The organism is Pseudomonas sp. NFACC42-2, from assembly GCF_900116055.1.
Lineage (GTDB): Bacteria > Pseudomonadota > Gammaproteobacteria > Pseudomonadales > Pseudomonadaceae > Aquipseudomonas > Aquipseudomonas marginalis.
Genome location: NZ_FOZO01000003.1, coordinates 96,838 through 117,332 on the forward strand (window position 1 = coordinate 96,838; position 20,495 = coordinate 117,332).

Here is a 20,495-nt window from a genome sequence, read left to right on the forward strand (position 1 = left end):
GGCGTGGGCAAGCTTAGCAGTCGCTGCTCTTCAGGTCTGGCACCGCGTCAACCATACTGTGCGAAATATGCCATAGCGCCCGCAGGAGCATCGATGAATATTGAAAAAGCCGCGCTGATCCGCGAAACCTTTCCGGTCGGCCCGTTGCAGTGCAACTGCACGATCATTGGCGACCCCATCACCAAAAAGGCCATCGTGGTCGACCCGGGTGGCAACCATGAACTGATCCTGGCGCGCCTCGATGCCCTGGGCCTGAAAGTGGTGAGCATCATCCACACCCATGCCCATCTCGATCACTTCCTGGCCTCGGGGCAATTGAAGGAAAAGACCGGTGCCACCCTGCACCTGCACAAGGAAGACCAGTTTCTCTGGGACAACCTGGAGATGCAGTGCCAGATGTTTGGTGTGCCCTACACTCCGGTGCCGTCGCCGGATCGCTGGCTGGCCGATGATGAGGAGCTGGCCTGTGGGTGCGGTGTGGCGCTGCATACACCGGGGCACACGCCCGGCTCGATGAGCTTCTGGTTTGCCGACGCCAAGCTTCTGATTGCCGGGGACACGCTGTTTCGGCGCGGTGTTGGACGTACGGATTTGTGGGGCGGGGACCAGGCGACGATCGTGCGTTCGATCAAGCAACGGCTCTACACGCTGGACGAGGGCGCGACGGTGGTGACCGGCCATGGCCCGGACACGCGCCTGGGTGACGAGATGCGTGAGAACCCGTTTGTGCGGGCGTGAAGCAATGGTTCGAACGGCAATCCGCTGTAGCAAAAACTCAGGCCGCGTTCAGCATGTGTCTGCTACGGTTTCTGTAGCAACGCAAGACCCGAATGTTTTGTTACAGCTCGGGGCGCGCCCACGGAATTTTTACCGTTTGTCGCGTTCCAAACTCGGCACGGGCCCATTGCCAATGTCCTTTGCACCACAGAATGCAAAAGTAGGAGCTCCCTTCATGTTCACTCCGCGTCGTCTGCTTGTTGTCGCTACCGCCGTAGCCCTGTTGTCCGGCTGCGCTTCACCTAATCCTTATGGCGGTGGCAGCCAGGGACAGGCGAATAATGAATCCAGCGGTATGAGCAAGACCGCCAAGTACGGTGGCCTGGGTGCCCTGGCCGGTGCATTGGCGGGTGCTGCCATCGACCATAACAACCGTGGCAAGGGCGCGCTGATCGGTGCCGTGGTTGCGGGGGCCGGCGCCGCGGGTTACGGCTACTACGCCGACCAGCAGGAAAAGAAACTGCGTGAGAGCATGGCCAATACCGGGGTTGAAGTTCAGCGCCAGGGCGACCAGATCAAGCTGATCATGCCGGGTAACATCACCTTCGCCACCAACTCGGACGCGATCTCCAGCAGCTTCTACCAGCCGCTGAACAACCTGGCCAACTCCCTCAAGCAGTTCAACCAGAACACCATCCAGATCGTCGGTTACACCGACAGCACCGGCAGCCGCCAACTGAACATGGACCTGTCCCAGCGCCGTGCCCAGAGCGTGGCCAACTACCTGACGTCCCAAGGCGTCAATGGTGCCAACCTCAGCGCACGCGGTGCCGGCCCGGATAACCCGATAGCCAGCAACGCCGACGTGAACGGTCGTGCGCAGAATCGTCGCGTAGAAGTGAACCTCGGCCCGATCCCCGGCCAGCAGTACGGCCAGCCTGGCGCGCAGCAGCAAGCGCCGCAGCAGAACAACCAGTTCCAGGGCAATCCGTACCAGCAATACCAATAAACGCTGGTCACTAAAAAGGGCGCCATGCAGTGAATGCATGGCGCCCTTTTTTATGGCTGGCGCTTACATCAATCGATGTACTCGAACACCTTGACGATCTTCTGCACGCCGGACACGCCCTGCACCAGGTTGGCTGCGCGCGTGGCTTCCGCCTGGGTCAGCAGGCCCATCAGGTAGACGATGCCGTTATCGGTGACCACTTTGATCCGCGAGCCGGGAATCGCGTTGTCGGTCAGCATCTGTGCCTTGATCTTGGTCGTCAGCAGGGCATCGTTGCTGATGGCCAGCAGGGTGATCGGGTCCATGACCTGCAATTCGTTGTGGACCTTCTTGACCCGCTGTACGGCCGAGGCCGCCTGTTCGGCCTGGGCCTTGAGGTCGGCGCGTGGCGTTTGGCCGGCGAGCAGTACCACGCCGTTGAAGCTGGTCACGACGATGCGTGAAGCACCGTTGCCGAGGTCCGTGGCGGCTTTGGCAATGTTGACTTCGACCTTGGTTTCGATCAGCGAGTCGTCAATCTTGCTGCCGAAGGTGCGGGTGCCCTTGTCATCCTGAATAGGGGTGTCACGTGTCGCAGTGATTGCCGTGCTGCAGCCGCTGATGCCGAGGCACAACGTAATGGCCAAAAGGCCGAGGCGGTTAACGGTCATTCTTCACTCCCAAACAGTTGGCTGTCGATCAGATCGCACAGGCAATGGATCGCCAGCAGGTGGACTTCCTGAATACGTGCGGTGACATTGGCCGGGACGCGAATCTCCACATCTTCGGGCAGCAGCAGCGAGGCCATGCCGCCGCCGTCGCGTCCGGTCAATGCTACGACAATCATTTCGCGATCATGTGCGGCCTGGATCGCTTGAATAATATTCGCCGAGTTGCCGCTGGTGGAGATCGCCAGCAGCACATCGCCTGGTTGGCCCAGGGCGCGGATCTGCTTGGAGAAGATTTCGTTGTAGCTGTAGTCGTTGGCGATCGAGGTGATCGTCGACGAATCGGTGGTCAATGCGATGGCCGGCAGGCTCGGGCGCTCACGTTCGAAGCGGTTGAGCAGCTCGGACGAAAAATGCTGGGCATCGCCGGCCGAACCGCCGTTGCCGCACGAAAGCATTTTGCCTTCGTTGAGCAAGGCATTGACCATGACCTGACTGGCTTGCTCGATGTGCGGTGCAAGTACGTCCATCGCCTGTTGCTTGGTGTCGATGCTGGCCTGGAAAAGCTGGCGAATTCTGGATTGCATGTCCATCTGTGTGACCTTAAGTAGCGCGGCTGTTTGGCACAGGAATGTGCAGCCCGCAAAGCAAAGAGCAAAAGTGTGTGGTGAAGATGTCCGGTGAATCAGCTGTCGAAGGCATTTTGCAGCCAGTTCAGATCAACCTGACCAGACGGGGTGCTTTCCATGGCAACCACATCGAAACGGCAGGGGGCGTCGGCCCAGCGATGCTCTTCTTGCAGGAAAAACTGCGCAGCGAGTATCAGCTTCTGACGCTTGCGCCCGTCGATACTGGCGAGCGCGCCACCCCATTGTGCGTGTTTTCTGTAGCGGACTTCGACGAATACTACTGTATCGCCGTCAAGCATGACCAGATCAAGCTCGCCGCGTTTACACAACCAGTTCTGCGCCAGCAGGCGCAGACCCTGTTGTTGCAAGTGTTTCAATGCTTGAAGTTCGGCATCCTTGCCGCTTTGTGCAGTAGACCGCTCCGGCATCAGCGCGGGGTGTCCGGCAGGCGCTGGATCTCGCCACCGACGAACTTCGCCCATGGCATCTGGCGATCGACGCGCTGGTTGGTGCTGATGCCCAGGTTGCCCGAGAGGCCGTCAATCCGTGTGTCCGGCAGAGCCTTCAACTGGCCCAGGCGCGGGGCCAGGCGGTAGGCGTCGACGCCCATCGCATACAGGCGGCCAAGGCTGCCATTGGCTTGCGGCCATTGTGCGGCAACCTGGTTACGCAGCGGGTCGGTGGTGTTGAGCAGCCAAGGGGTTTCGCAGAACATCACGTTGGTCATGTCCAGGTACTGGTTCTTGTCGCCGCTGGCGCTGAATACGTGGGACGTGGCGTACACCGGCACATCACCGGCGTACTGGAAGTTCAGGGTCGGCTTGATCTGCTGGGCCAGTTGCGGGGTAACGGCCAGGAAGATGAACTCGATGTCCTGGCGACGTGACGGCTGTGCCGCTACGTCTGTGCCCACTGTGCTTTGCAGGCTCTTGGCGCGGCCTTCGCTTTTACGCAGTTGGAACAGGTCGGCAATTTGCTGGGCGAGGGCGACCGGCTGGTCGACATACTCGACACCGACAACCGTGCCACCGTTGGCTTCCCAATCCTGGCGGAAGGCCTTGTAGACACGCTCGCCCCACTCGCCACGGGGCACCATGGCAGCGGCGCGGTGCAGGCCATCGGCACGGGCGCGGCGCGACACTTCGCGGGCTTCGTCTTCAGCGGCCAGGCCGAACTGGAACAATTGCGCCGGGCCCTGATCGGTCTCGCTGTAGTTCAACGCCAGCGTGGTGATGGGGAGCTGAGGACGCGTGCTGAGCTGTTTGACCAATGGCTTCTCCAGCGGACCAACTACCAATTGCACGCCTGCAGCCTGGGCCTTGGCATAGAAGTCGTCGATGGAGGCCAGGCGCGAACTGTCATAGAACTCGATGACCGGTGGCTTCTGCCCGGCTTGTTCAGCCTGGTAGTGCGCCGCCATGAAACCTTCGCGCAGGGCCTTGCCGACGGAGGCCAGCGGGCCTTCCTGGGGCAGCAGCAGGGCGATCTTGTTCAAGGGCTGGCTGGCCAGCTCCTTGAGCTTGGTCAGCGGGGTTGGCAGTTGCACGGCGGCCGGGTGGCCCGGGTTCTGTGCGCGCCAGGTGTCGATAGCGGCCTGCTGTTGCTCAAGCGTACCGGCGCCCTTGACCGCTTGGGCCAGGGTGATCCAGCCGTCCAGGGTCGGGTTGCCGCTGGCTTGCAGTTGTTCTGCAGGCAGTGCGGCAATCAAGGTCCAGATGGCTTCGTGATTGCTTTTGGCGGCATCGCCGCTGAGCAGTGGCGCCATGGCGACGCGCTCGCGAGCAGCGGCCAGGGTCTGGCCATCGGCTTCATAAGCGCGGGCGTGCACGCTGCCGGTGCGAATCTGCTGTTCGGTCGGCAGCTCCTTCAGGCTTTGCAGGCTCGGATGGTTCAAGGCGGTCAATGCGGCCTTGGGCTGGTTGCGCGTCATGGCCAATTCGGCAGCCAGGGTGCTGGCAAAGACTTGCGCGGCTGGCTTGAGGACATCCAGGGACACTTGCGCAAGAATCTGCGACGAGCGGCCAGGGTTGTTCTGGCGGTAGGCCATGTCTGCCGCACTCAGGCGCAGCAACGCGGCCTTTTCTGGCGTCTTGGCGGTGGTAGCCTGTTCGAGCAGTTGCTCGATACTGGCGTCCGGGGTCCGTGGAAGGTCGCCAAGGCTGGACGAGGGCGAGCTGGCGCAAGCGGCCAGTAAGGCAGCGAGGCAGAGGGCGGAGAGCAGCCGCAGGCAAGCGATCATGTAAGTGTTCCTGATACCGATCAAATTAGCGTGGAATTGTACCCAAGCACTGGCCCAGGCGCGATGTTACTGGCGTGAAACCGTCGATTTAGGTCGTGCAAGTGGTGCGATCAGCCACGCACGGCTGAAAAGCCATCGGCCGCGATGGCATATTTTCAAGGCGCCTACGCGCTACAATATGGCTTTTGCCAACCATCGAGGTGTGCGCTTTGACTGCTCCAGGTCCTTTGAATTCCACTGCAGGCTCGCTTTTTGTCGTGGCGACGCCCATTGGCAACCTGGACGACATCAGTGCCCGGGCGCTGAAAGTGTTGCGCGAGGTTAAATTGATTGCGGCGGAAGACACTCGACACTCCCAGCGTTTGATGCAGCATTTTGGTATCAGCACGCCATTGGCGGCTTGTCACGAGCATAACGAGCGCGAAGAAGGCAGTCGCTTTATCGTGCGGTTGTTGGCGGGCGACGATGTGGCCCTGATCTCGGATGCGGGTACGCCGCTGATCTCCGACCCTGGATACCATCTGGTCCGCCAGGCGCGTGCCGCAGGTATCAATGTAGTGCCTGTTCCAGGAGCGTGCGCGCTGATCGCTGCATTGTCGGCGGCAGGCCTGCCCTCGGACCGTTTTATTTTCGAAGGTTTCCTGCCGGCCAAGGCCGTGGGGCGTCGTGCGCGTCTACAGGCATTGAAAGAAGAGCCGCGCACCCTGATTTTCTACGAAGCGCCTCATCGTATTCTTGAATGCCTGCAGGATATGGAACTGGTGTTCGGCGGCGAGCGCCTGGCTCTGCTGGCCCGTGAGTTGACCAAAACCTTCGAAACCCTCAAGGGCCTGCCGCTGGAAGCGCTGCGCGCGTTCGTCGAGGGCGACAGTAATCAGCAGCGCGGCGAGTGTGTGGTGTTGGTGGCGGGCTGGACCGCGCCGGAAAATGAAGAGGCCGTCGGCAGCGAGGCCATGCGTATCCTCGACCTGCTGCTCAAGGAGATGCCCCTCAAGCGCGCCGCGGCGTTGGCGGCGGAAATTACCGGCGTGCGCAAGAATGTGTTGTATCAAGTCGCGCTGGATAAACAGAAAGCCGAATAGTTCCGGGGGTAAACCGGTATTCCGTCCGAACGTGATGGCAATGCTGCACTTTTAATACTTGTCCTGAGGCCGTCGTGCCGTTAACCTGCGCGGCGGAGAGTCGATTGGACAGTCGCTGCCCTCTATGAAAATTAGGGGGGGGAGGAAAGTCCGGGCTCCATAGGGCGAAGTGCCAGGTAATGCCTGGGAGGCGTGAGCCTACGGAAAGTGCCACAGAAAATAACCGCCTAAGCACTTCGGTGCCGGTAAGGGTGAAAAGGTGCGGTAAGAGCGCACCGCACGACTGGCAACAGTTCGTGGCTAGGTAAACCCCACTTGGAGCAAGACCAAATAGGGTCCCAAGGCGTGGCCCGCGCTGGGACCGGGTAGGTTGCTAAAGATGTCCAGTGATGGCCATCGTAGACGAATGACTGTTCAAGACAGAACCCGGCTTATAGATCGACTCTCCACCTTTTTCCTTTTGTCCGAACCTCGGGCAGAAAACCGGTAGTAACGCAAGAATCCCTCCCTGCCAAATCATTGGCAGATGCATCTTCGTAATACCAAAAAAATCTTACTCTTAATAAATCACTTTAACTTTGATCTGTAGCTCTTTGAGCTATTTGTGCTTGTCGAGCCAAAAACACCGCCGAACTCTGGTTTCTCCTCCTTTTACGCTCCTAAATCTCCGATCTGTAAGGCTTTTCCTTGAATCCGCGCCTTGACGGTGTGGTGGGCGCATTCCTATAGTGTGCGCAAGTGGCGGAAAGTGGCACAAAGTGGGTTTTTTGAACGTAAAACGCTAAAATTTGGAGAAACGCATCTGTGTTTCGCGGAGCTAACGCTATCAGTCTCGATGCAAAAGGCCGTCTCGCCATGCCGAGCCGGTATCGTGACGAGCTGATTTCGCGAAGTTCCGGACAGTTGATCATCACAATCGATGCCGTTGACCCTTGTTTATGTGTTTACCCCCTCGATGAGTGGGAGTTGATTGAGACCAAGTTGCGTGCCTTGCCTTCATTGCGTGAAGAAAACCGCCGTCTGCAGCGTTTGCTGATTGGTAATGCCGTCGACCTCGAACTCGATGGCAGTGGTCGTTTCCTGGTGCCCCCGCGCTTGCGCGAGTACGCCAAGCTGGATAAGCGCGCGATGCTGGTCGGCCAACTGAACAAGTTCCAATTGTGGGACGAAGATGCCTGGGATGCTGTTTCTGCAGCTGACCTGGCTGCTATTCAACAACCGGGCGCCATGCCTGATGAACTGCGTGATTTGATCCTGTGACTATTGATAGCGGCTTTAACCACATCACCGTACTGCTTGACGAAGCCGTTGAGGCTCTCGCCGTACGCGCGGATGGCTGCTATCTGGACGGTACCTTTGGCAGGGGCGGGCATAGCCGGTTGATCCTCAGCCAGCTCGGGCCCGACGGCAAGCTCCTCGGGTTCGACAAAGACCCCCAAGCGATTGCCACCGGGCAAGCGCTAGCGGCCGAAGACGGCCGCTTTGTCGTTGTGCAGCGCAGCTTTGCCGAACTCGGTGCCGAAGTCGCCGAGCGCGGCATGGCGGGCAAGGTGGCCGGGGTTTTGCTCGACCTGGGCGTGTCTTCGCCGCAGCTCGATGACCCGGAGCGCGGCTTCAGCTTCATGAACGACGGCCCCCTCGACATGCGCATGGATCCTACCCGTGGCGTCAGTGCCGCGCAGTTCATTGCCACTGCGCCGGTGGAAGAAATCGCCCGTGTGTTCAAGGAATACGGTGAAGAGCGCTTCGCCGGCCGCATGGCCCGGGCCGTGGTGGAGCGTCGCGAAATCCAGCCGTTCGAGCGCACCGCCGACCTGGCCGAAGTGCTGAAAGTCGCCAACCCCGCGTGGGAAAAGGGCAAGAACCCGGCGACCCGCGCGTTCCAGGGCCTGCGTATCCACGTCAACAACGAATTGGGCGACCTGGAGGCTGGCCTCGAGGCTGCCCTCGAGGCGCTGGAAGTGGGGGGGCGCCTGGTGGTGATCAGCTTCCATTCCCTGGAAGACCGTATCGTCAAGCTGTTCATGCGCCGCCTGGTCAAGGGCGAGTCCGACAACCTGCCGCGCAACCTGCCGGTACGTTTCGAGGCCTTTGTGCCGAAAATCAAAATCCATGGCAAAGCGCAGTTCGCTTCCGAAGCCGAACTCAAGGCCAACCCACGTTCCCGTAGCGCCGTCATGCGCGTCGCGGAGAAGCTGCGGTGAGCAAGCTTTTCGCCAAGCCCCTCCCGGGCGGCAGCTTCTTTATGTTGCTGCTGTTTGTCGGCGTGCTGGTGTCCGCAATTGCGGTGTCCTACAGCGCCCATTACAACCGCCAACTGCTCAATACCCTCTATGGGGAATTGAGCGTGCGTGACAAGGCGCAGGCGGAGTGGGGCCGTTTGATCCTCGAGCAAAGCACCTGGACGGCCCATAGCCGTATCGAAGTGCTGGCCACCGAACAGCTGAAAATGCACATCCCGGGTGCGGCCGAAGTGCGCATGGTGGCGCCATGATGAAACTCGAAGGCGCACTCTACCCATGGCGCTTCCGCCTGATGCTCGGCTTGCTGGCATTGATGGTGGGTGCGATTGCCTGGCGGATCATCGACCTGCAAGTGGTCGACCGTGACTTCCTGATCGGCCAGGGCGATGCCCGTAGCCTGCGTCATATCCAGATCCCTGCGCACCGTGGCCTGATCACTGACCGTAACGGCGAGCCGTTGGCGGTGAGTACGCCGGTGACCACCCTGTGGGCCAACGCCAAGGAATTGCAGGTTGCCAAGGACAAGTGGCCGCAGCTGGCTGCCGCCCTGGGCCAGGATCCGAAAGCCTTGGCTGAGCGCCTCGAGGCCCAGGCAAATAAAGAATTTATCTACCTCGTTCGCGGCCTTACCCCCGAACAAGGCCAGCAGGTGCTCGACCTTAAAGTCCCCGGTGTCTACGGCATCGAGGAGTTCCGTCGTTTCTACCCGGCCGGTGAAACCACTGCCCATATGGTCGGCTTTACCGACATTGACGATCATGGTCGTGAAGGTGTGGAACTCGCCTACGATGAATGGCTGGCCGGGGTACCGGGAAAACGACAGGTCATCAAGGATCGGCGCGGCAGGTTGATCAAGGATGTCCAAGTCACCAAAAACGCCAAGGCCGGAAAGCCCTTGGCGTTGTCGATTGACCTGCGCCTGCAATATTTGGCCAACCGTGAGCTGCGTAACGCGATCATCGAGAACGGCGCCAAGGCCGGCAGCCTGGTGATCATGGACGTGAAGACCGGCGAGATCCTCGCCATGGTCAACCAACCGACCTACAACCCGAACAACCGACGCAACCTGCAACCGGCGATGATGCGTAACCGCGCGATGATCGACGTGTTCGAGCCGGGCTCGACCATGAAAGCCATCTCCATGAGTGCCGCCCTGGAAACCGGACGCTGGAAACCCAGCGACAAGGTCGAGGTGTATCCGGGTACCTTGCAACTGGGTAAATACACCATTCGTGACGTGTCCCGTACTGAAGGTCCGGTGCTGGATTTGACAGGTATCCTGATCAACTCCAGTAACGTGGGCATGAGTAAGGTCGCCTTCGATATCGGTGGTGAAACCATCTACCACCTGGCGCAGAAGATCGGCCTGGGGCAACCCACCGGCCTGGATTTCCCGGGTGAGCGCGTTGGCAACCTGCCCAACTACCGCGACTGGAAAAAAGCCGAGACCGCCACGCTTTCCTACGGCTACGGCCTGTCGGTGACCGCCATCCAGCTGGCCCATGCCTTCTCCGTGCTGGCCAATAACGGACGCATGGTGCCGCTGAGCCTGATCCACGTCGACGAAGCGCCGAAAGCCACCCAGGTGATCCCGGAAAACGTCGCCAAGACCATGCAGGGCATGCTGCAACAAGTGATCGAGGCACCGCGCGGCGTATTCCGTGCCCAGGTGCCGGCGTATCACGTGGCCGGCAAGTCCGGTACCGCACGTAAGACGTCGGTCGGCACCAAGGGCTACGCCGAAAACTCCTACCGCTCGCTGTTCGCCGGCTTCGGTCCGATGAGCGATCCACGCTACGCCATCGTCGTTGTGATCGATGAGCCGAGCAAGGCCGGTTACTTCGGTGGCCTGGTATCGGCGCCGGTGTTCAGCAAAGTGATGTCCGGCACCCTGCGCCTGATGAACATCACCCCGGATAACCTGCCGCCGACCCAACAAGCGAATGCCGGACCACCGGCCGCTGCAGTAAAAGCCAATGGAGGGCGCGGCTGATGTCTCTTAGCCTGAACAAGATTTTTGCCCACGCCGGCCGCGATCTGCTGATTCGCGAGTTGACCCTGGACAGTCGTAACGTGCGCGCTGGCGACCTGTTCCTGGCAGTGCCGGGCGGCAAGTTCGATGGCCGTGCGCACATCGCCGACGCGCTGCAGCGCGGCGCGGCTGCCGTGGCCTATGAAGTCGAAGGCGCCACGGTGCTGCCGATCACCGACGTGCCGCTGATCCCGGTCAAGGGGCTGGCCAAGCAACTGTCCGATATTGCCGGGCGTTTTTACGGCGACCCGAGCCGCCACCTCAATCTGGTGGGCGTGACGGGCACCAACGGCAAGACCAGCGTGACCCAATTGGTCGCCCAGGCCCTTGACCTGCTGGGCCAGCACTGCGGCATCGTCGGCACCCTGGGCACCGGTTTTTATGGCGCGCTGCAAAGCGGCCTGCACACCACGCCGAACCCCATCGCCGTGCAAGCGACCCTGGCCGACCTGAAAAAGGCCGGTGCCAAGGCGATTGCCATGGAAGTGTCGTCCCACGGTCTGGACCAGGGCCGCGTCACCGCCCTGGCCTTTGATGTGGCAGTGATGACCAACCTGTCCCGCGATCACCTGGATTATCACGGCACCATGGAGGCGTACGCCGCCGCCAAGGCCAAGCTGTTTGCCTGGAATGACCTTAAGTGCCGGGTGATCAACCTGGACGACGCTTTTGGTCGCCAACTGGCGGCCCAAGACAGCGAAGCGCGCCTGATCACCTACAGCCTGGAAGACGCCGGCGCGTACCTGTATTGCCGCGAAGCCCAATTCAATGACGAAGGCGTGCGCGCCACACTGGTCACGCCTCAGGGCGAGCACCACTTGCGCAGCAGCCTGCTCGGGCGTTTCAACCTGAGTAATGTACTTGCCGCCATCGGCGCGCTGCTCGGCCTGGATTACGCACTGGACGAGATTCTCAAGGTGCTGCCGAAGCTCGAAGGCCCGGCCGGTCGCATGCAGCGCCTGGGTGGCGGTACGCAGCCGCTGGTGGTGGTTGACTACGCCCATACCCCGGATGCGCTGGAAAAAGTCCTCGAAGCCTTGCGCCCTCACGCCAAGGGCAAGTTGCTCTGCCTGTTCGGCTGTGGCGGTGATCGTGATCGCGGCAAGCGGCCGTTGATGGCCGAGATCGTCGAACGTCTGGCCGATGGTGTGCTCGTCACCGACGACAACCCGCGCAGCGAAGACCCAAGCCGGATTTTCGATGACATTCGCACCGGCTTCAAAGACGCATCCAAGGCCACCTTCGTCGCCGGTCGCGGCGCGGCAATCGCCCAGTTGATCGCCAGCGCCAGCGCTGACGATGTGGTTGTGCTGGCCGGTAAGGGCCACGAGGATTACCAGGAAATCAACGGCGAGCGTCATGCCTTCTCCGATCTGGTCGAGGCCGATCATGCCTTGACCGCCTGGGAGGTTGCCCATGCTTAAGGCGATGACGTTCAGCGAACTGACCCAGGCCCTGTCGGGCCGCGTACTGTCGAGCGATTGCAGCTTCAGCGGTGTGAGCATCGACAGCCGCGCGATCCAGCCGGGGCAACTGTTTGTCGCCCTGGCCGGTCCGCGTTTCGACGGTCACGACTACCTGAACGAAGTCGCCGCCAAAGGCGCCGCAGGTGCCTTGGTGCAGCGCGAAGTGGCTGATTCCATCTTGCCGCAACTGCTGGTCGCCGATACCCGTCTGGCCCTCGGTCAATTGGGGGCGCTCAACCGCGCCGCCTTCGACAAGCCCGTTGCCGCCATCACCGGCTCCAGCGGCAAGACCACGGTCAAGGAACTGCTTGCCGGTATCCTGCGTACGCGCGGCCCCGTGCTGGCCACCCGTGGCAACCTGAACAATGATTTCGGCGCTCCGCTGACCCTGCTCGAACTCGCCCCGGAACACACGGCGGCAGTGATCGAGCTGGGTGCATCGCGCATCGGCGAAATCGCCTACACCGTGGCGCTGACCAAGCCCCACGTCGCCATTATCAATAACGCCGGTACGGCCCACGTCGGCGAGTTCGGCGGCCCGGAAAAAATCGTCGAGGCCAAGGGCGAGATCCTTGAGGGTCTCGCTGCATCGGGCACTGCAGTCTTGAACCTGGACGACAAGGCCTTCGAGACCTGGCGTGTACGCGCCGCCGGTCGCAAGGTCCTGACGTTTGCCGTGCTTAACGCCGCGGCTGATTTCCATGCCTCCGACATCACCGTCGATGCTCGTGGCTGCCCGTCGTTCACGTTGCATACCCCGCAAGGTAGCGAGCACGTGCAACTGAATTTGCTCGGCAACCATAACGTCGCCAATGCCCTGGCCGCTGCGGCTGCGGCTGGCGCCTTGGGCGTGTCGCTGTTCGGTATCGCTACGGGCCTGGGCGCGGTGCAGCCGGTCAAGGGCCGCACTGTTGCGCAACTGGCGAGCAACGGCATGCGTGTGATCGATGACACCTATAACGCCAATCCATCGTCCGTCAACGCCGCTGTCGACCTGCTCAAAGGCTTCGATGGGCGCAAGGTGCTGGTGTTGGGCGATATCGGCGAGTTGGGCGACTGGGCTGAACAAGGTCATCGCGAAGTCGGCGCGTATGCCGCAGGCAAAGTCGACGCCCTCTACGCCGTCGGCCCGAACATGGCCCATGCCGTGGCTGCCTTCGGCCCCGGTGCGCGACATTTCGCTACCCAGGCCGAGTTGATCCAGGCACTGGGCGTGGCAGAACAAGACAAACACACAACCATTTTGATCAAGGGATCGCGCAGCGCGGTGATGGAAAACGTCGTCGCGGCCTTGTGTGGCTCAAGTACGGAGAAACATTAATGCTGCTGCTGCTGGCTGAGTATCTGCAACAGTTCCACAAAGGCTTCGCGGTCTTTCAGTACCTGACCCTGCGCGGGATCCTGGGTGTGCTGACCGCGCTGTCTTTGTCGCTGTTTTTAGGGCCGTGGATGATCCGCACCCTGCAGAACCTGCAAATTGGTCAATCGGTTCGTAATGACGGCCCGCAGTCGCACCTGTCCAAGTCCGGCACCCCGACCATGGGCGGTGCGCTGATCCTGTCGTCCATCGGTATCAGCACCTTGCTGTGGGCCGACCTGCACAACCGCTACGTATGGGTGGTGCTGCTGGTGACCCTGCTGTTCGGCGCCATCGGCTGGGTCGATGACTACCGCAAAGTGATCGAGAAAAACTCCAAGGGGCTGCCAAGCCGCTGGAAGTATTTCTGGCAGTCGGTGTTCGGCCTGGCCGCCGCGATCTTCCTCTACACCACGGCGCCAAGCGCGGTGGAAACCACCTTGATCATCCCGATGCTCAAGGACGCCAGCATCCCGTTGGGCATCGGCTTCGTGGTGCTGACCTACTTCGTGATCGTCGGCTCCAGCAACGCGGTGAACCTGACCGACGGCCTCGACGGCCTGGCGATCATGCCTACGGTAATGGTAGGCGGCGCCCTGGGTATCTTCTGCTACCTGTCGGGTAACGTGAAATTCGCTGAATACCTGCTGATCCCCTACGTACCGGGCGCGGGTGAGCTGATCGTGTTCTGCGGCGCCTTGATCGGTGCCGGCCTGGGGTTCCTGTGGTTCAACACCTACCCCGCACAAGTCTTCATGGGCGACGTCGGCGCACTGGCGCTGGGCGCGGCCCTGGGCACCATCGCGGTGATCGTTCGCCAGGAAATCGTGTTGTTCATCATGGGCGGTGTGTTCGTGATGGAAACCCTGTCGGTGGTCATCCAGGTGGCGTCCTTCAAGTTGACCGGGCGCCGCGTGTTCCGCATGGCGCCGATTCACCACCACTTTGAACTCAAGGGCTGGCCTGAGCCGCGTGTGATTGTCCGTTTCTGGATCATCACCGTGATTCTGGTCCTGGTCGGCCTTGCCACCCTGAAACTGAGGTAGAAACGAGTGTCCCTGATCGCTTCAGACCACTTCCGCATCGTTGTCGGCCTCGGCAAGAGCGGCATGTCCCTGGTTCGCTTCCTGGCGAACCGGGGCACGTCGTTTGCCGTGGCCGATACGCGGGAAAATCCACCGGAGCTGGTCACGCTGCGCCGTGACTACCCGCACGTGGAAGTGCGTTGTGGCGAGCTGGATGTCGAGTTTCTGTGCCGCGCCGATGAGCTCTACGTGAGCCCCGGCCTGGCCCTGGCGACACCGGCCCTGCAAGCCGCAGCGGCCCGTGGCGTGAAGCTGTCCGGCGATATCGACCTGTTTGCACGCAATGCGAAGGCGCCGATCGTGGCCATCAGCGGTTCCAACGCGAAAAGCACCGTGACCACCCTGGTCGGCGAGATGGCGATGGCGGCCGGCAAGCGCGTGGCCGTGGGCGGTAACCTCGGCACGCCGGCGCTGGACCTGCTCAGCGACGACGTCGAGCTGTACGTGATGGAACTGTCGAGCTTCCAGCTGGAAACCACCCACGACCTGGGTGCTGAAGTGGCCACCGTGTTGAACGTCAGCGAAGACCACATGGACCGCTACAGCGGCCTGCCGGCGTACCACCTGGCCAAGCACCGGATCTTCCGCGGTGCCAGGCAATTTGTGGTCAATCGCCAGGATGCGCTGAGCCGTCCGCTGGTGGGCGAGGGCATGCCGTGCTGGACCTTCGGCCTGGGCAAACCCGACTTCAAGGCCTTCGGCATTCGTGAAGAGAATGGCGAGAAATACCTGGCCTTCGAATTCCAGAACCTGATGCCGGTGCGCGAGCTGAAAATCCGTGGCGCCCATAACCAGTCCAACGCCTTGGCCGCGTTGGCGTTGGGGCACGCCGTGGGCTTGCCGTTCGACGCCATGCTGTCGAGCCTGCGCACCTTCGGCGGCCTTGAACATCGCTGCCAGTGGGTCCGCGACCTTAATGGTGTCAGTTACTACAACGACTCCAAGGCCACCAACGTGGGGGCCGCATTGGCCGCCATCGAAGGCCTGGGCGCCGATATCGAAGGCAAACTGGTGCTGATCGCCGGTGGCGACGGCAAGGGTGCCGATTTCAAAGACCTCAAGGCACCGGTGGCTGCCCATTGCCGCGCCGTGGTGTTGATGGGCCGCGACGCCGATTTGATCGCCGCCGCGCTTGGCGATGCCGTGCCACAGGTGCGTGCCACCTCCCTGGACGACGCTATTGCCCAGTGCCAAGCCCTGGCCCAACCAGGCGATGCGGTACTGCTGTCGCCGGCGTGCGCCAGTTTCGACATGTTCAAGAACTACGAAGAGCGCGGCCAGTTGTTCGCCCGCGCCGTGGAGGGCTTGGCATGAGCATCGATTTCAGAAACATCATCAAGCCGTACCCGTCGCCGATCATCACCGGGCGCGGCATCGACCTTGATTTCCCGATGCTCGCCGGTTGCCTCGCGCTGCTGGGCCTGGGCCTGGTGATGATCACCTCGGCTTCTTCCGAAGTGGCCGCCGTGCAGTCGGGCAATACCCTGTACATGATGATCCGTCACCTGGTGTACCTGATCATCGGCCTGGGCGCGTGCATCGTCACCATGATGATTCCCATCGCTACCTGGCAGCGCCTGGGTTGGCTGATGCTGATCGGCGCCTTCGGCTTGCTGATCATGGTGATCCTGCCCGGCATCGGCCGCGAGGTGAACGGCTCGATGCGCTGGATCGGCTTCGGTGCGTTCAACGTGCAACCGTCGGAAATCGCCAAGGTGTTCGTGGTGATCTACCTGGCCGGTTACCTGGTGCGTCGCCAGAAGGAAGTGCGCGAAAGCTGGATGGGCTTCTTCAAGCCATTTATCGTGCTGCTGCCCATGGCCGGCCTGTTGCTGATGGAGCCTGACTTCGGCGCCACCGTGGTGATGATGGGCGCGGCGGCGGCGATGCTGTTCCTCGGCGGCGTGGGCTTGTTCCGCTTCAGCTTGATGGTGGTGCTGGCGGTGGCGGCGGTGACCATCCTGGTACAGGCGCAACCGTACCGGATGGCGCGTCTGATCACCTTTACCGACCCCTGGTCCGACCAGTTCGGTTCCGGCTACCAATTGACCCAGGCCTTGATCGCCTTCGGTCGCGGCGAATGGCTGGGCGTGGGCCTGGGCAACAGCGTGCAGAAGCAGTTCTACCTGCCGGAAGCGCACACCGACTTCGTGTTCTCCGTACTCGCCGAAGAACTCGGCGTGGTCGGCTCGCTGTGCACCGTCGCCCTGTTCGTGTTCGTGTGTGTACGGGGCATGTACATCGGCCTGTGGGCCGAGAGGGCCAAACAGTATTTCGCCGCCTACGTGGCCTACGGCTTGTCGTTCCTGTGGATCGGCCAGTTCCTGATCAACATCGGGGTGAACGTCGGCCTGCTGCCGACCAAGGGCCTGACCTTGCCGTTCCTCAGCTATGGCGGCAGTTCGTTGGTGATCTGCTGCGCCTGTCTTGGCTTGTTGCTGCGCATCGAGTGGGAGAGTCGAACCCATCTGGGCAGCGAAGAGATGGAGTTCAGCGAAAGCGACTTCGCCGAGGAGCCGACCCATGGGCGCTAACGTGCTGATCATGGCCGGCGGCACCGGGGGCCATGTGTTCCCGGCCCTGGCGTGCGCGCGGGAATTCCAGAACCGTGGCTATACCGTGCACTGGCTGGGTACACCGCGCGGCATCGAAAACGAGTTGGTGCCGAATGCGGGCTTGCCGTTGCACCTGATCAACGTCACGGGCCTGCGCGGCAAGGGCAAGTTGTCCCTGCTCAAGGCCCCGTTCGTGTTGCTCAAGGCGGTGTGGCAGGCGCGCAAGGTCATCCGTGAACTGCAGCCGGTGTGTGTGCTCGGCTTCGGTGGTTATGTGACCGGCCCCGGTGGCGTCGCCGCCAGACTTGCCGGCGTGCCGGTGATCGTGCACGAGCAGAACGCCGTGGCGGGTACCGCCAACCGTTTGCTGGTGCCGCTGGCTGCGCGGGTGTGCGAGGCGTTCCCCAACACCTTCAGTATGTCGGATAAGCGCCGTACCACCGGCAACCCGGTGCGCACCGAGCTGTTTATGGACATCGCCCGCGAAGCACTGGCGGGGCGCAAGGCGCACCTGCTGATCCTGGGCGGAAGCCTGGGCGCCGAGCCGCTGAACAAATTGCTGCCGGAAGCCGTGGCGCAACTCCCTGTGGAATTGCGCCCGGAGATCTTCCACCAGGCCGGCAAGAACCACGATGAAGTCACCGCCACGCGTTATCGCGACGCCGGTGTGGCGGCCAATGTGCAGCCCTTTATCAAAGACATGGCCCATGCCTATGGCTGGGCCGACCTGGTGGTCTGTCGCGCGGGTGCGCTGACCGTCAGTGAACTGGCTGCTGCCGGTCTGCCGTCCTTGCTGGTGCCCTTGCCCCACGCCATCGACGATCACCAGACCCGCAACGCCGAATATTTGGCCGGGGAGGGCGCTGCCTTCCTGCTGCCGCAAAGAACGACTGGCGCCGCCGATTTGGCCGCACGCCTGACCGAGGTTTTGATGCAACCGGAACGACTCAACAACATGGCGAGCACCGCAAGCCGCCTGGCCAAACCTGACGCAACCCGCACCGTGGTCGATATCTGCCTGGAGGTGGCCCATGGTTGAGAATCAGAAAGCCATGCCACAACCGGAAATGCGCCGCATCCGTCGCATCCACTTCGTCGGTATCGGCGGCGTGGGCATGTGCGGCATCGCCGAAGTGTTGCTGAACCTGGGCTACCAGGTGTCCGGCTCGGATTTGAAAGAGTCGCCGGTCACCGAGCGCCTGAAGTCCTTTGGCGCGCAGATCTTTATCGGTCACCGCGCCGAGAACGCTGCCGAGGCTGACGTGCTGGTGGTGTCCAGCGCCGTGAACACCTCCAACCCGGAAGTGGCCACCGCCCTCGAGCGCCGCATTCCCGTGGTGCCCCGCGCCGAGATGCTCGCCGAGCTGATGCGCTATCGCCACGGCATCGCCGTCGCCGGTACCCATGGCAAGACCACCACCACCAGCCTGATCGCCTCGGTGTTCGCCGCCGGTGGCCTGGACCCGACCTTCGTCATCGGTGGCCGCCTGAATGCAGCCGGTACCAATGCCCAGCTCGGCACCAGCCGCTACCTGATCGCCGAAGCCGATGAAAGCGACGCCAGTTTCCTGCACCTGCAACCGCTGGTCGCTGTGGTCACCAACATCGACGAAGATCACATGGCCACCTACGACGGTGACTTCAACAAGTTGAAGAAAACCTTCGTCGAGTTCCTGCACAACCTGCCGTTCTACGGTCTGGCCGTGCTCTGCCTGGACGACCCGGTGGTGCGCGAAATCCTGCCCCAGGTCAAGCGTCCGACCGTGACCTACGGCTTCAGCGAAGACGCCGATGTGCGCGCCATCAATGTGCGCCAGGAAGGCATGCAGACCTACTTCACCGTGCTGCGTCCAGACCGTGAGCCGCTGGATGTGTCGGTGAACATGCCGGGCAACCACAACGTATTGAATTCCCTGGCGACCATCTGCATCGCCTCCGACGAGGGCGTCAGCGATGAAGCCATCGTCGAGGGCCTGTCGCGCTTTGCCGGTGTCGGTCGACGCTTCCAGGTCTACGGCCAACTGCCGGTGGAAGGCGGTGACGTGATGCTGGTGGATGACTATGGTCACCACCCGACCGAAGTTGCCGCGGTGATCAAGGCCGTGCGCGGTGGCTGGCCGGAGCGTCGCCTGGTGATGGTCTACCAGCCGCACCGCTACAGCCGCACCCGTGACTTGTACGACGATTTCGTCAATGTATTGGCCGATGCCAATGTGCTGCTGCTGATGGAAGTCTACCCGGCCGGTGAAGAACCGATCCCCGGCGCCGACAGCCGCAAGCTGTGCAACAGCATCCGCCAGCGCGGCCAGTTGGACCCGATCTACATCGAGCGCGGTGTGGACCTGGCGCCGATCGTCAAGCCGCTGCTGCGCGCCGGCGACATCCTGCTGTGCCAGGGCGCCGGTGATATCGGCGGCCTTGCGCCTAAGTTGCTGGCGAGCCCGCTGTTTGCGGCCGCCAAGAAGGGGGCGTCGAAATGACTGCTGACTACGGCTCCCTGTTTTCGACAATCGCGCCAGCCGACTTCGGCCGCGTGGCCGTGCTGTTCGGCGGCAAGAGCGCCGAGCGCGAAGTGTCGCTCAAGTCCGGCAACGCCGTGCTCGATGCGCTGCAAAGTGCCGGCGTGAATGCGTTCGGGATCGACGTGGGCGATGACTTCCTCGCCCGCCTGCAGGCCGAGAAGATCGACCGTGCCTTCATCATCCTGCACGGTCGTGGCGGTGAAGACGGCAGCATGCAGGGCCTGTTGGAGTGTGCCGGTATCCCTTACACCGGCAGCGGCATCCTCGCTTCGGCACTGGCCATGGACAAGTTGCGCACCAAGCAGGTGTGGCACAGCCTGGGTATTCCGACCCCGCGTCACAGCGTTCTGTGCAGCGAAGACGATTGTATTTCTGCAGCCAAGGAACTGGGCCTGCCTTTGATCGTCAAACCTGCCCATGAAGGCTCCAGTATCGGCATGGCTAAAGTGAACTCGGCCGCCGAATTGATCGACGCATGGAAAGCGGCAAGTACCTACGATTCGCAAGTGTTGGTGGAACAGTGGATCCAGGGTCCCGAGTACACCATCGCCACCCTGCGTGGCCAGGTATTGCCGCCCATCGCATTGGGCACGCCCCACACCTTTTACGACTACGACGCCAAGTACCTGGCCTCCGATACCCAGTACCGGATCCCGTGCGGCCTTGACGCAACCAAAGAACAGGAATTGATGGACCTCACGGCGAAAGCCTGTGAGGCGTTGGGTATTGCCGGTTGGGCACGGGCAGACGTGATGCAGGATGACCAAGGGAATTTCTGGTTCCTGGAAGTCAACACCGCACCGGGCATGACCGACCACAGCCTGGTACCGATGGCCGCTCGCGCAGCCGGCCTGGATTTCCAGCAATTGGTGCTGGCGATTCTGGCCGCCAGCATCGAGCCAAGAGGCTAAG

19 protein-coding genes and 1 other RNA gene are annotated in these 20,495 nt (G+C 61.8%); 16 read left to right on the forward strand and 4 right to left on the reverse strand.

Going from position 1 to position 20,495, the window contains the following annotated elements; translation table 11 throughout:
* Positions 1–93: 93 nt before the first annotated feature.
* Entirely contained in the window at positions 94–738 is a 645-nt protein-coding gene (locus BM416_RS07775) for an MBL fold metallo-hydrolase (RefSeq protein WP_092356165.1), read from the forward strand.
* A 214-nt stretch (positions 739–952) separates the two neighbouring features.
* Complete coding sequence (locus BM416_RS07780) at positions 953–1,726, forward strand: YiaD family glycine zipper/OmpA-like lipoprotein (RefSeq protein WP_027604771.1); 774 nt, start codon at positions 953–955, stop codon at positions 1,724–1,726.
* A gap of 68 nt (positions 1,727–1,794) precedes the next feature.
* Here BM416_RS07780 and BM416_RS07785 read toward each other — a convergent pair whose 3' ends face one another.
* The 4 genes from BM416_RS07785 to BM416_RS07800 form a co-directional block, all read right to left on the reverse strand.
* Positions 1,795–2,376: a BON domain-containing protein gene (locus tag BM416_RS07785; RefSeq protein WP_027604770.1), complete on the reverse strand. Its 582-nt coding sequence runs from the start codon at positions 2,374–2,376 to the stop codon at positions 1,795–1,797.
* The gene (locus BM416_RS07790; protein ID WP_007904374.1) at positions 2,373–2,966 is read right to left on the reverse strand and encodes a phosphoheptose isomerase; all 594 of its coding nucleotides are present in this window, start codon (positions 2,964–2,966) and stop codon (positions 2,373–2,375) included. Before BM416_RS07790 ends, BM416_RS07785 begins: the two co-directional genes overlap by 4 nt.
* 92 nt (positions 2,967–3,058) lie before the next feature.
* Positions 3,059–3,430, reverse strand: a complete 372-nt coding sequence (locus BM416_RS07795) for a YraN family protein (protein WP_065924262.1) — start codon at positions 3,428–3,430, stop codon at positions 3,059–3,061.
* On the reverse strand, positions 3,430–5,241 hold the full coding sequence (locus BM416_RS07800; protein WP_092487065.1) for a penicillin-binding protein activator: 1,812 nt from the start codon (positions 5,239–5,241) through the stop codon (positions 3,430–3,432). Before BM416_RS07800 ends, BM416_RS07795 begins: the two co-directional genes overlap by 1 nt.
* A 209-nt stretch (positions 5,242–5,450) precedes the next feature.
* On the opposite strand from BM416_RS07800, the gene rsmI reads away from it, so the two are divergent.
* The 14 genes from rsmI to BM416_RS07870 all read left to right on the forward strand — a co-directional run bounded on the left by rsmI (position 5,451) and on the right by BM416_RS07870 (position 20,494).
* Positions 5,451–6,323 carry a 16S rRNA (cytidine(1402)-2'-O)-methyltransferase gene (gene rsmI / locus BM416_RS07805; RefSeq protein ID WP_027604767.1) on the forward strand — a complete coding sequence of 291 codons (873 nt, stop codon included), beginning with the start codon at positions 5,451–5,453 and terminating at the stop codon, positions 6,321–6,323.
* Between the two features lie 96 nt (positions 6,324–6,419).
* Positions 6,420–6,773: RNase P RNA component class A (rnpB, locus tag BM416_RS07810), an RNA gene on the forward strand.
* A gap of 354 nt (positions 6,774–7,127) precedes the next feature.
* Positions 7,128–7,583 carry a division/cell wall cluster transcriptional repressor MraZ gene (gene mraZ, locus BM416_RS07815; protein WP_003171868.1) on the forward strand — a complete coding sequence of 152 codons (456 nt, stop codon included), beginning with the start codon at positions 7,128–7,130 and terminating at the stop codon, positions 7,581–7,583.
* On the forward strand, positions 7,580–8,527 hold the full coding sequence (gene rsmH, locus BM416_RS07820; protein WP_010213048.1) for a 16S rRNA (cytosine(1402)-N(4))-methyltransferase RsmH: 948 nt from the start codon (positions 7,580–7,582) through the stop codon (positions 8,525–8,527). The genes mraZ and rsmH overlap by 4 nt, the downstream gene beginning before the upstream one ends.
* Complete coding sequence (ftsL, locus tag BM416_RS07825; RefSeq protein ID WP_003216203.1) at positions 8,524–8,817, forward strand: cell division protein FtsL; 294 nt, start codon at positions 8,524–8,526, stop codon at positions 8,815–8,817. The genes rsmH and ftsL overlap by 4 nt, the downstream gene beginning before the upstream one ends.
* A complete protein-coding gene (locus tag BM416_RS07830) occupies positions 8,817–10,559 on the forward strand; it encodes a peptidoglycan D,D-transpeptidase FtsI family protein (protein WP_162844256.1) in 1,743 nt (580 codons plus the stop codon). Before ftsL ends, BM416_RS07830 begins: the two co-directional genes overlap by 1 nt.
* The gene (locus tag BM416_RS07835; RefSeq protein ID WP_065938557.1) at positions 10,559–12,022 is read left to right on the forward strand and encodes a UDP-N-acetylmuramoyl-L-alanyl-D-glutamate--2,6-diaminopimelate ligase; all 1,464 of its coding nucleotides are present in this window, start codon (positions 10,559–10,561) and stop codon (positions 12,020–12,022) included. Before BM416_RS07830 ends, BM416_RS07835 begins: the two co-directional genes overlap by 1 nt.
* Positions 12,015–13,385 carry a UDP-N-acetylmuramoyl-tripeptide--D-alanyl-D-alanine ligase gene (gene murF / locus BM416_RS07840; protein ID WP_092487068.1) on the forward strand — a complete coding sequence of 457 codons (1,371 nt, stop codon included), beginning with the start codon at positions 12,015–12,017 and terminating at the stop codon, positions 13,383–13,385. The genes BM416_RS07835 and murF overlap by 8 nt, the downstream gene beginning before the upstream one ends.
* Positions 13,385–14,467 (forward strand): phospho-N-acetylmuramoyl-pentapeptide-transferase, encoded by a 1,083-nt coding sequence (gene mraY / locus BM416_RS07845; protein ID WP_003171875.1) that lies wholly within the window; start codon positions 13,385–13,387, stop codon positions 14,465–14,467. The genes murF and mraY overlap by 1 nt, the downstream gene beginning before the upstream one ends.
* Before the next feature lie 6 nt (positions 14,468–14,473).
* On the forward strand, positions 14,474–15,820 hold the full coding sequence (murD, locus tag BM416_RS07850; protein ID WP_092487071.1) for a UDP-N-acetylmuramoyl-L-alanine--D-glutamate ligase: 1,347 nt from the start codon (positions 14,474–14,476) through the stop codon (positions 15,818–15,820).
* On the forward strand, positions 15,817–17,040 hold the full coding sequence (gene ftsW / locus BM416_RS07855; RefSeq protein ID WP_092487074.1) for a putative lipid II flippase FtsW: 1,224 nt from the start codon (positions 15,817–15,819) through the stop codon (positions 17,038–17,040). Before murD ends, ftsW begins: the two co-directional genes overlap by 4 nt.
* Entirely contained in the window at positions 17,030–18,100 is a 1,071-nt protein-coding gene (murG, locus tag BM416_RS07860; protein ID WP_092487077.1) for an undecaprenyldiphospho-muramoylpentapeptide beta-N-acetylglucosaminyltransferase, read from the forward strand. The genes ftsW and murG overlap by 11 nt, the downstream gene beginning before the upstream one ends.
* Positions 18,093–19,541, forward strand: a complete 1,449-nt coding sequence (gene murC / locus BM416_RS07865) for a UDP-N-acetylmuramate--L-alanine ligase (RefSeq protein ID WP_027604760.1) — start codon at positions 18,093–18,095, stop codon at positions 19,539–19,541. The genes murG and murC overlap by 8 nt, the downstream gene beginning before the upstream one ends.
* On the forward strand, positions 19,538–20,494 hold the full coding sequence (locus tag BM416_RS07870) for a D-alanine--D-alanine ligase (protein ID WP_027604759.1): 957 nt from the start codon (positions 19,538–19,540) through the stop codon (positions 20,492–20,494). Before murC ends, BM416_RS07870 begins: the two co-directional genes overlap by 4 nt.
* Position 20,495: the final 1 nt, after the last annotated feature.

Coding starts and splice junctions, on each gene's coding strand:
- BM416_RS07780 (WP_027604771.1), top strand. CDS start 953: ATGTTCACTCCGCGTCGTCTGCTTGTTGTCGCTACCGCCGTAGCCCTG.
- BM416_RS07775 (WP_092356165.1), top strand. CDS start 94: ATGAATATTGAAAAAGCCGCGCTGATCCGCGAAACCTTTCCGGTCGGC.
- murC (WP_027604760.1), top strand. CDS start 18,093: ATGGTTGAGAATCAGAAAGCCATGCCACAACCGGAAATGCGCCGCATC.
- BM416_RS07830 (WP_162844256.1), top strand. CDS start 8,817: ATGAAACTCGAAGGCGCACTCTACCCATGGCGCTTCCGCCTGATGCTC.
- BM416_RS07835 (WP_065938557.1), top strand. CDS start 10,559: ATGTCTCTTAGCCTGAACAAGATTTTTGCCCACGCCGGCCGCGATCTG.
- murF (WP_092487068.1), top strand. CDS start 12,015: ATGCTTAAGGCGATGACGTTCAGCGAACTGACCCAGGCCCTGTCGGGC.
- BM416_RS07870 (WP_027604759.1), top strand. CDS start 19,538: ATGACTGCTGACTACGGCTCCCTGTTTTCGACAATCGCGCCAGCCGAC.
- ftsW (WP_092487074.1), top strand. CDS start 15,817: ATGAGCATCGATTTCAGAAACATCATCAAGCCGTACCCGTCGCCGATC.
- BM416_RS07795 (WP_065924262.1), bottom strand. CDS start 3,430: ATGCCGGAGCGGTCTACTGCACAAAGCGGCAAGGATGCCGAACTTCAA.
- BM416_RS07790 (WP_007904374.1), bottom strand. CDS start 2,966: ATGGACATGCAATCCAGAATTCGCCAGCTTTTCCAGGCCAGCATCGAC.
- mraY (WP_003171875.1), top strand. CDS start 13,385: ATGCTGCTGCTGCTGGCTGAGTATCTGCAACAGTTCCACAAAGGCTTC.
- BM416_RS07785 (WP_027604770.1), bottom strand. CDS start 2,376: ATGACCGTTAACCGCCTCGGCCTTTTGGCCATTACGTTGTGCCTCGGC.
- murG (WP_092487077.1), top strand. CDS start 17,030: ATGGGCGCTAACGTGCTGATCATGGCCGGCGGCACCGGGGGCCATGTG.
- BM416_RS07800 (WP_092487065.1), bottom strand. CDS start 5,241: ATGATCGCTTGCCTGCGGCTGCTCTCCGCCCTCTGCCTCGCTGCCTTA.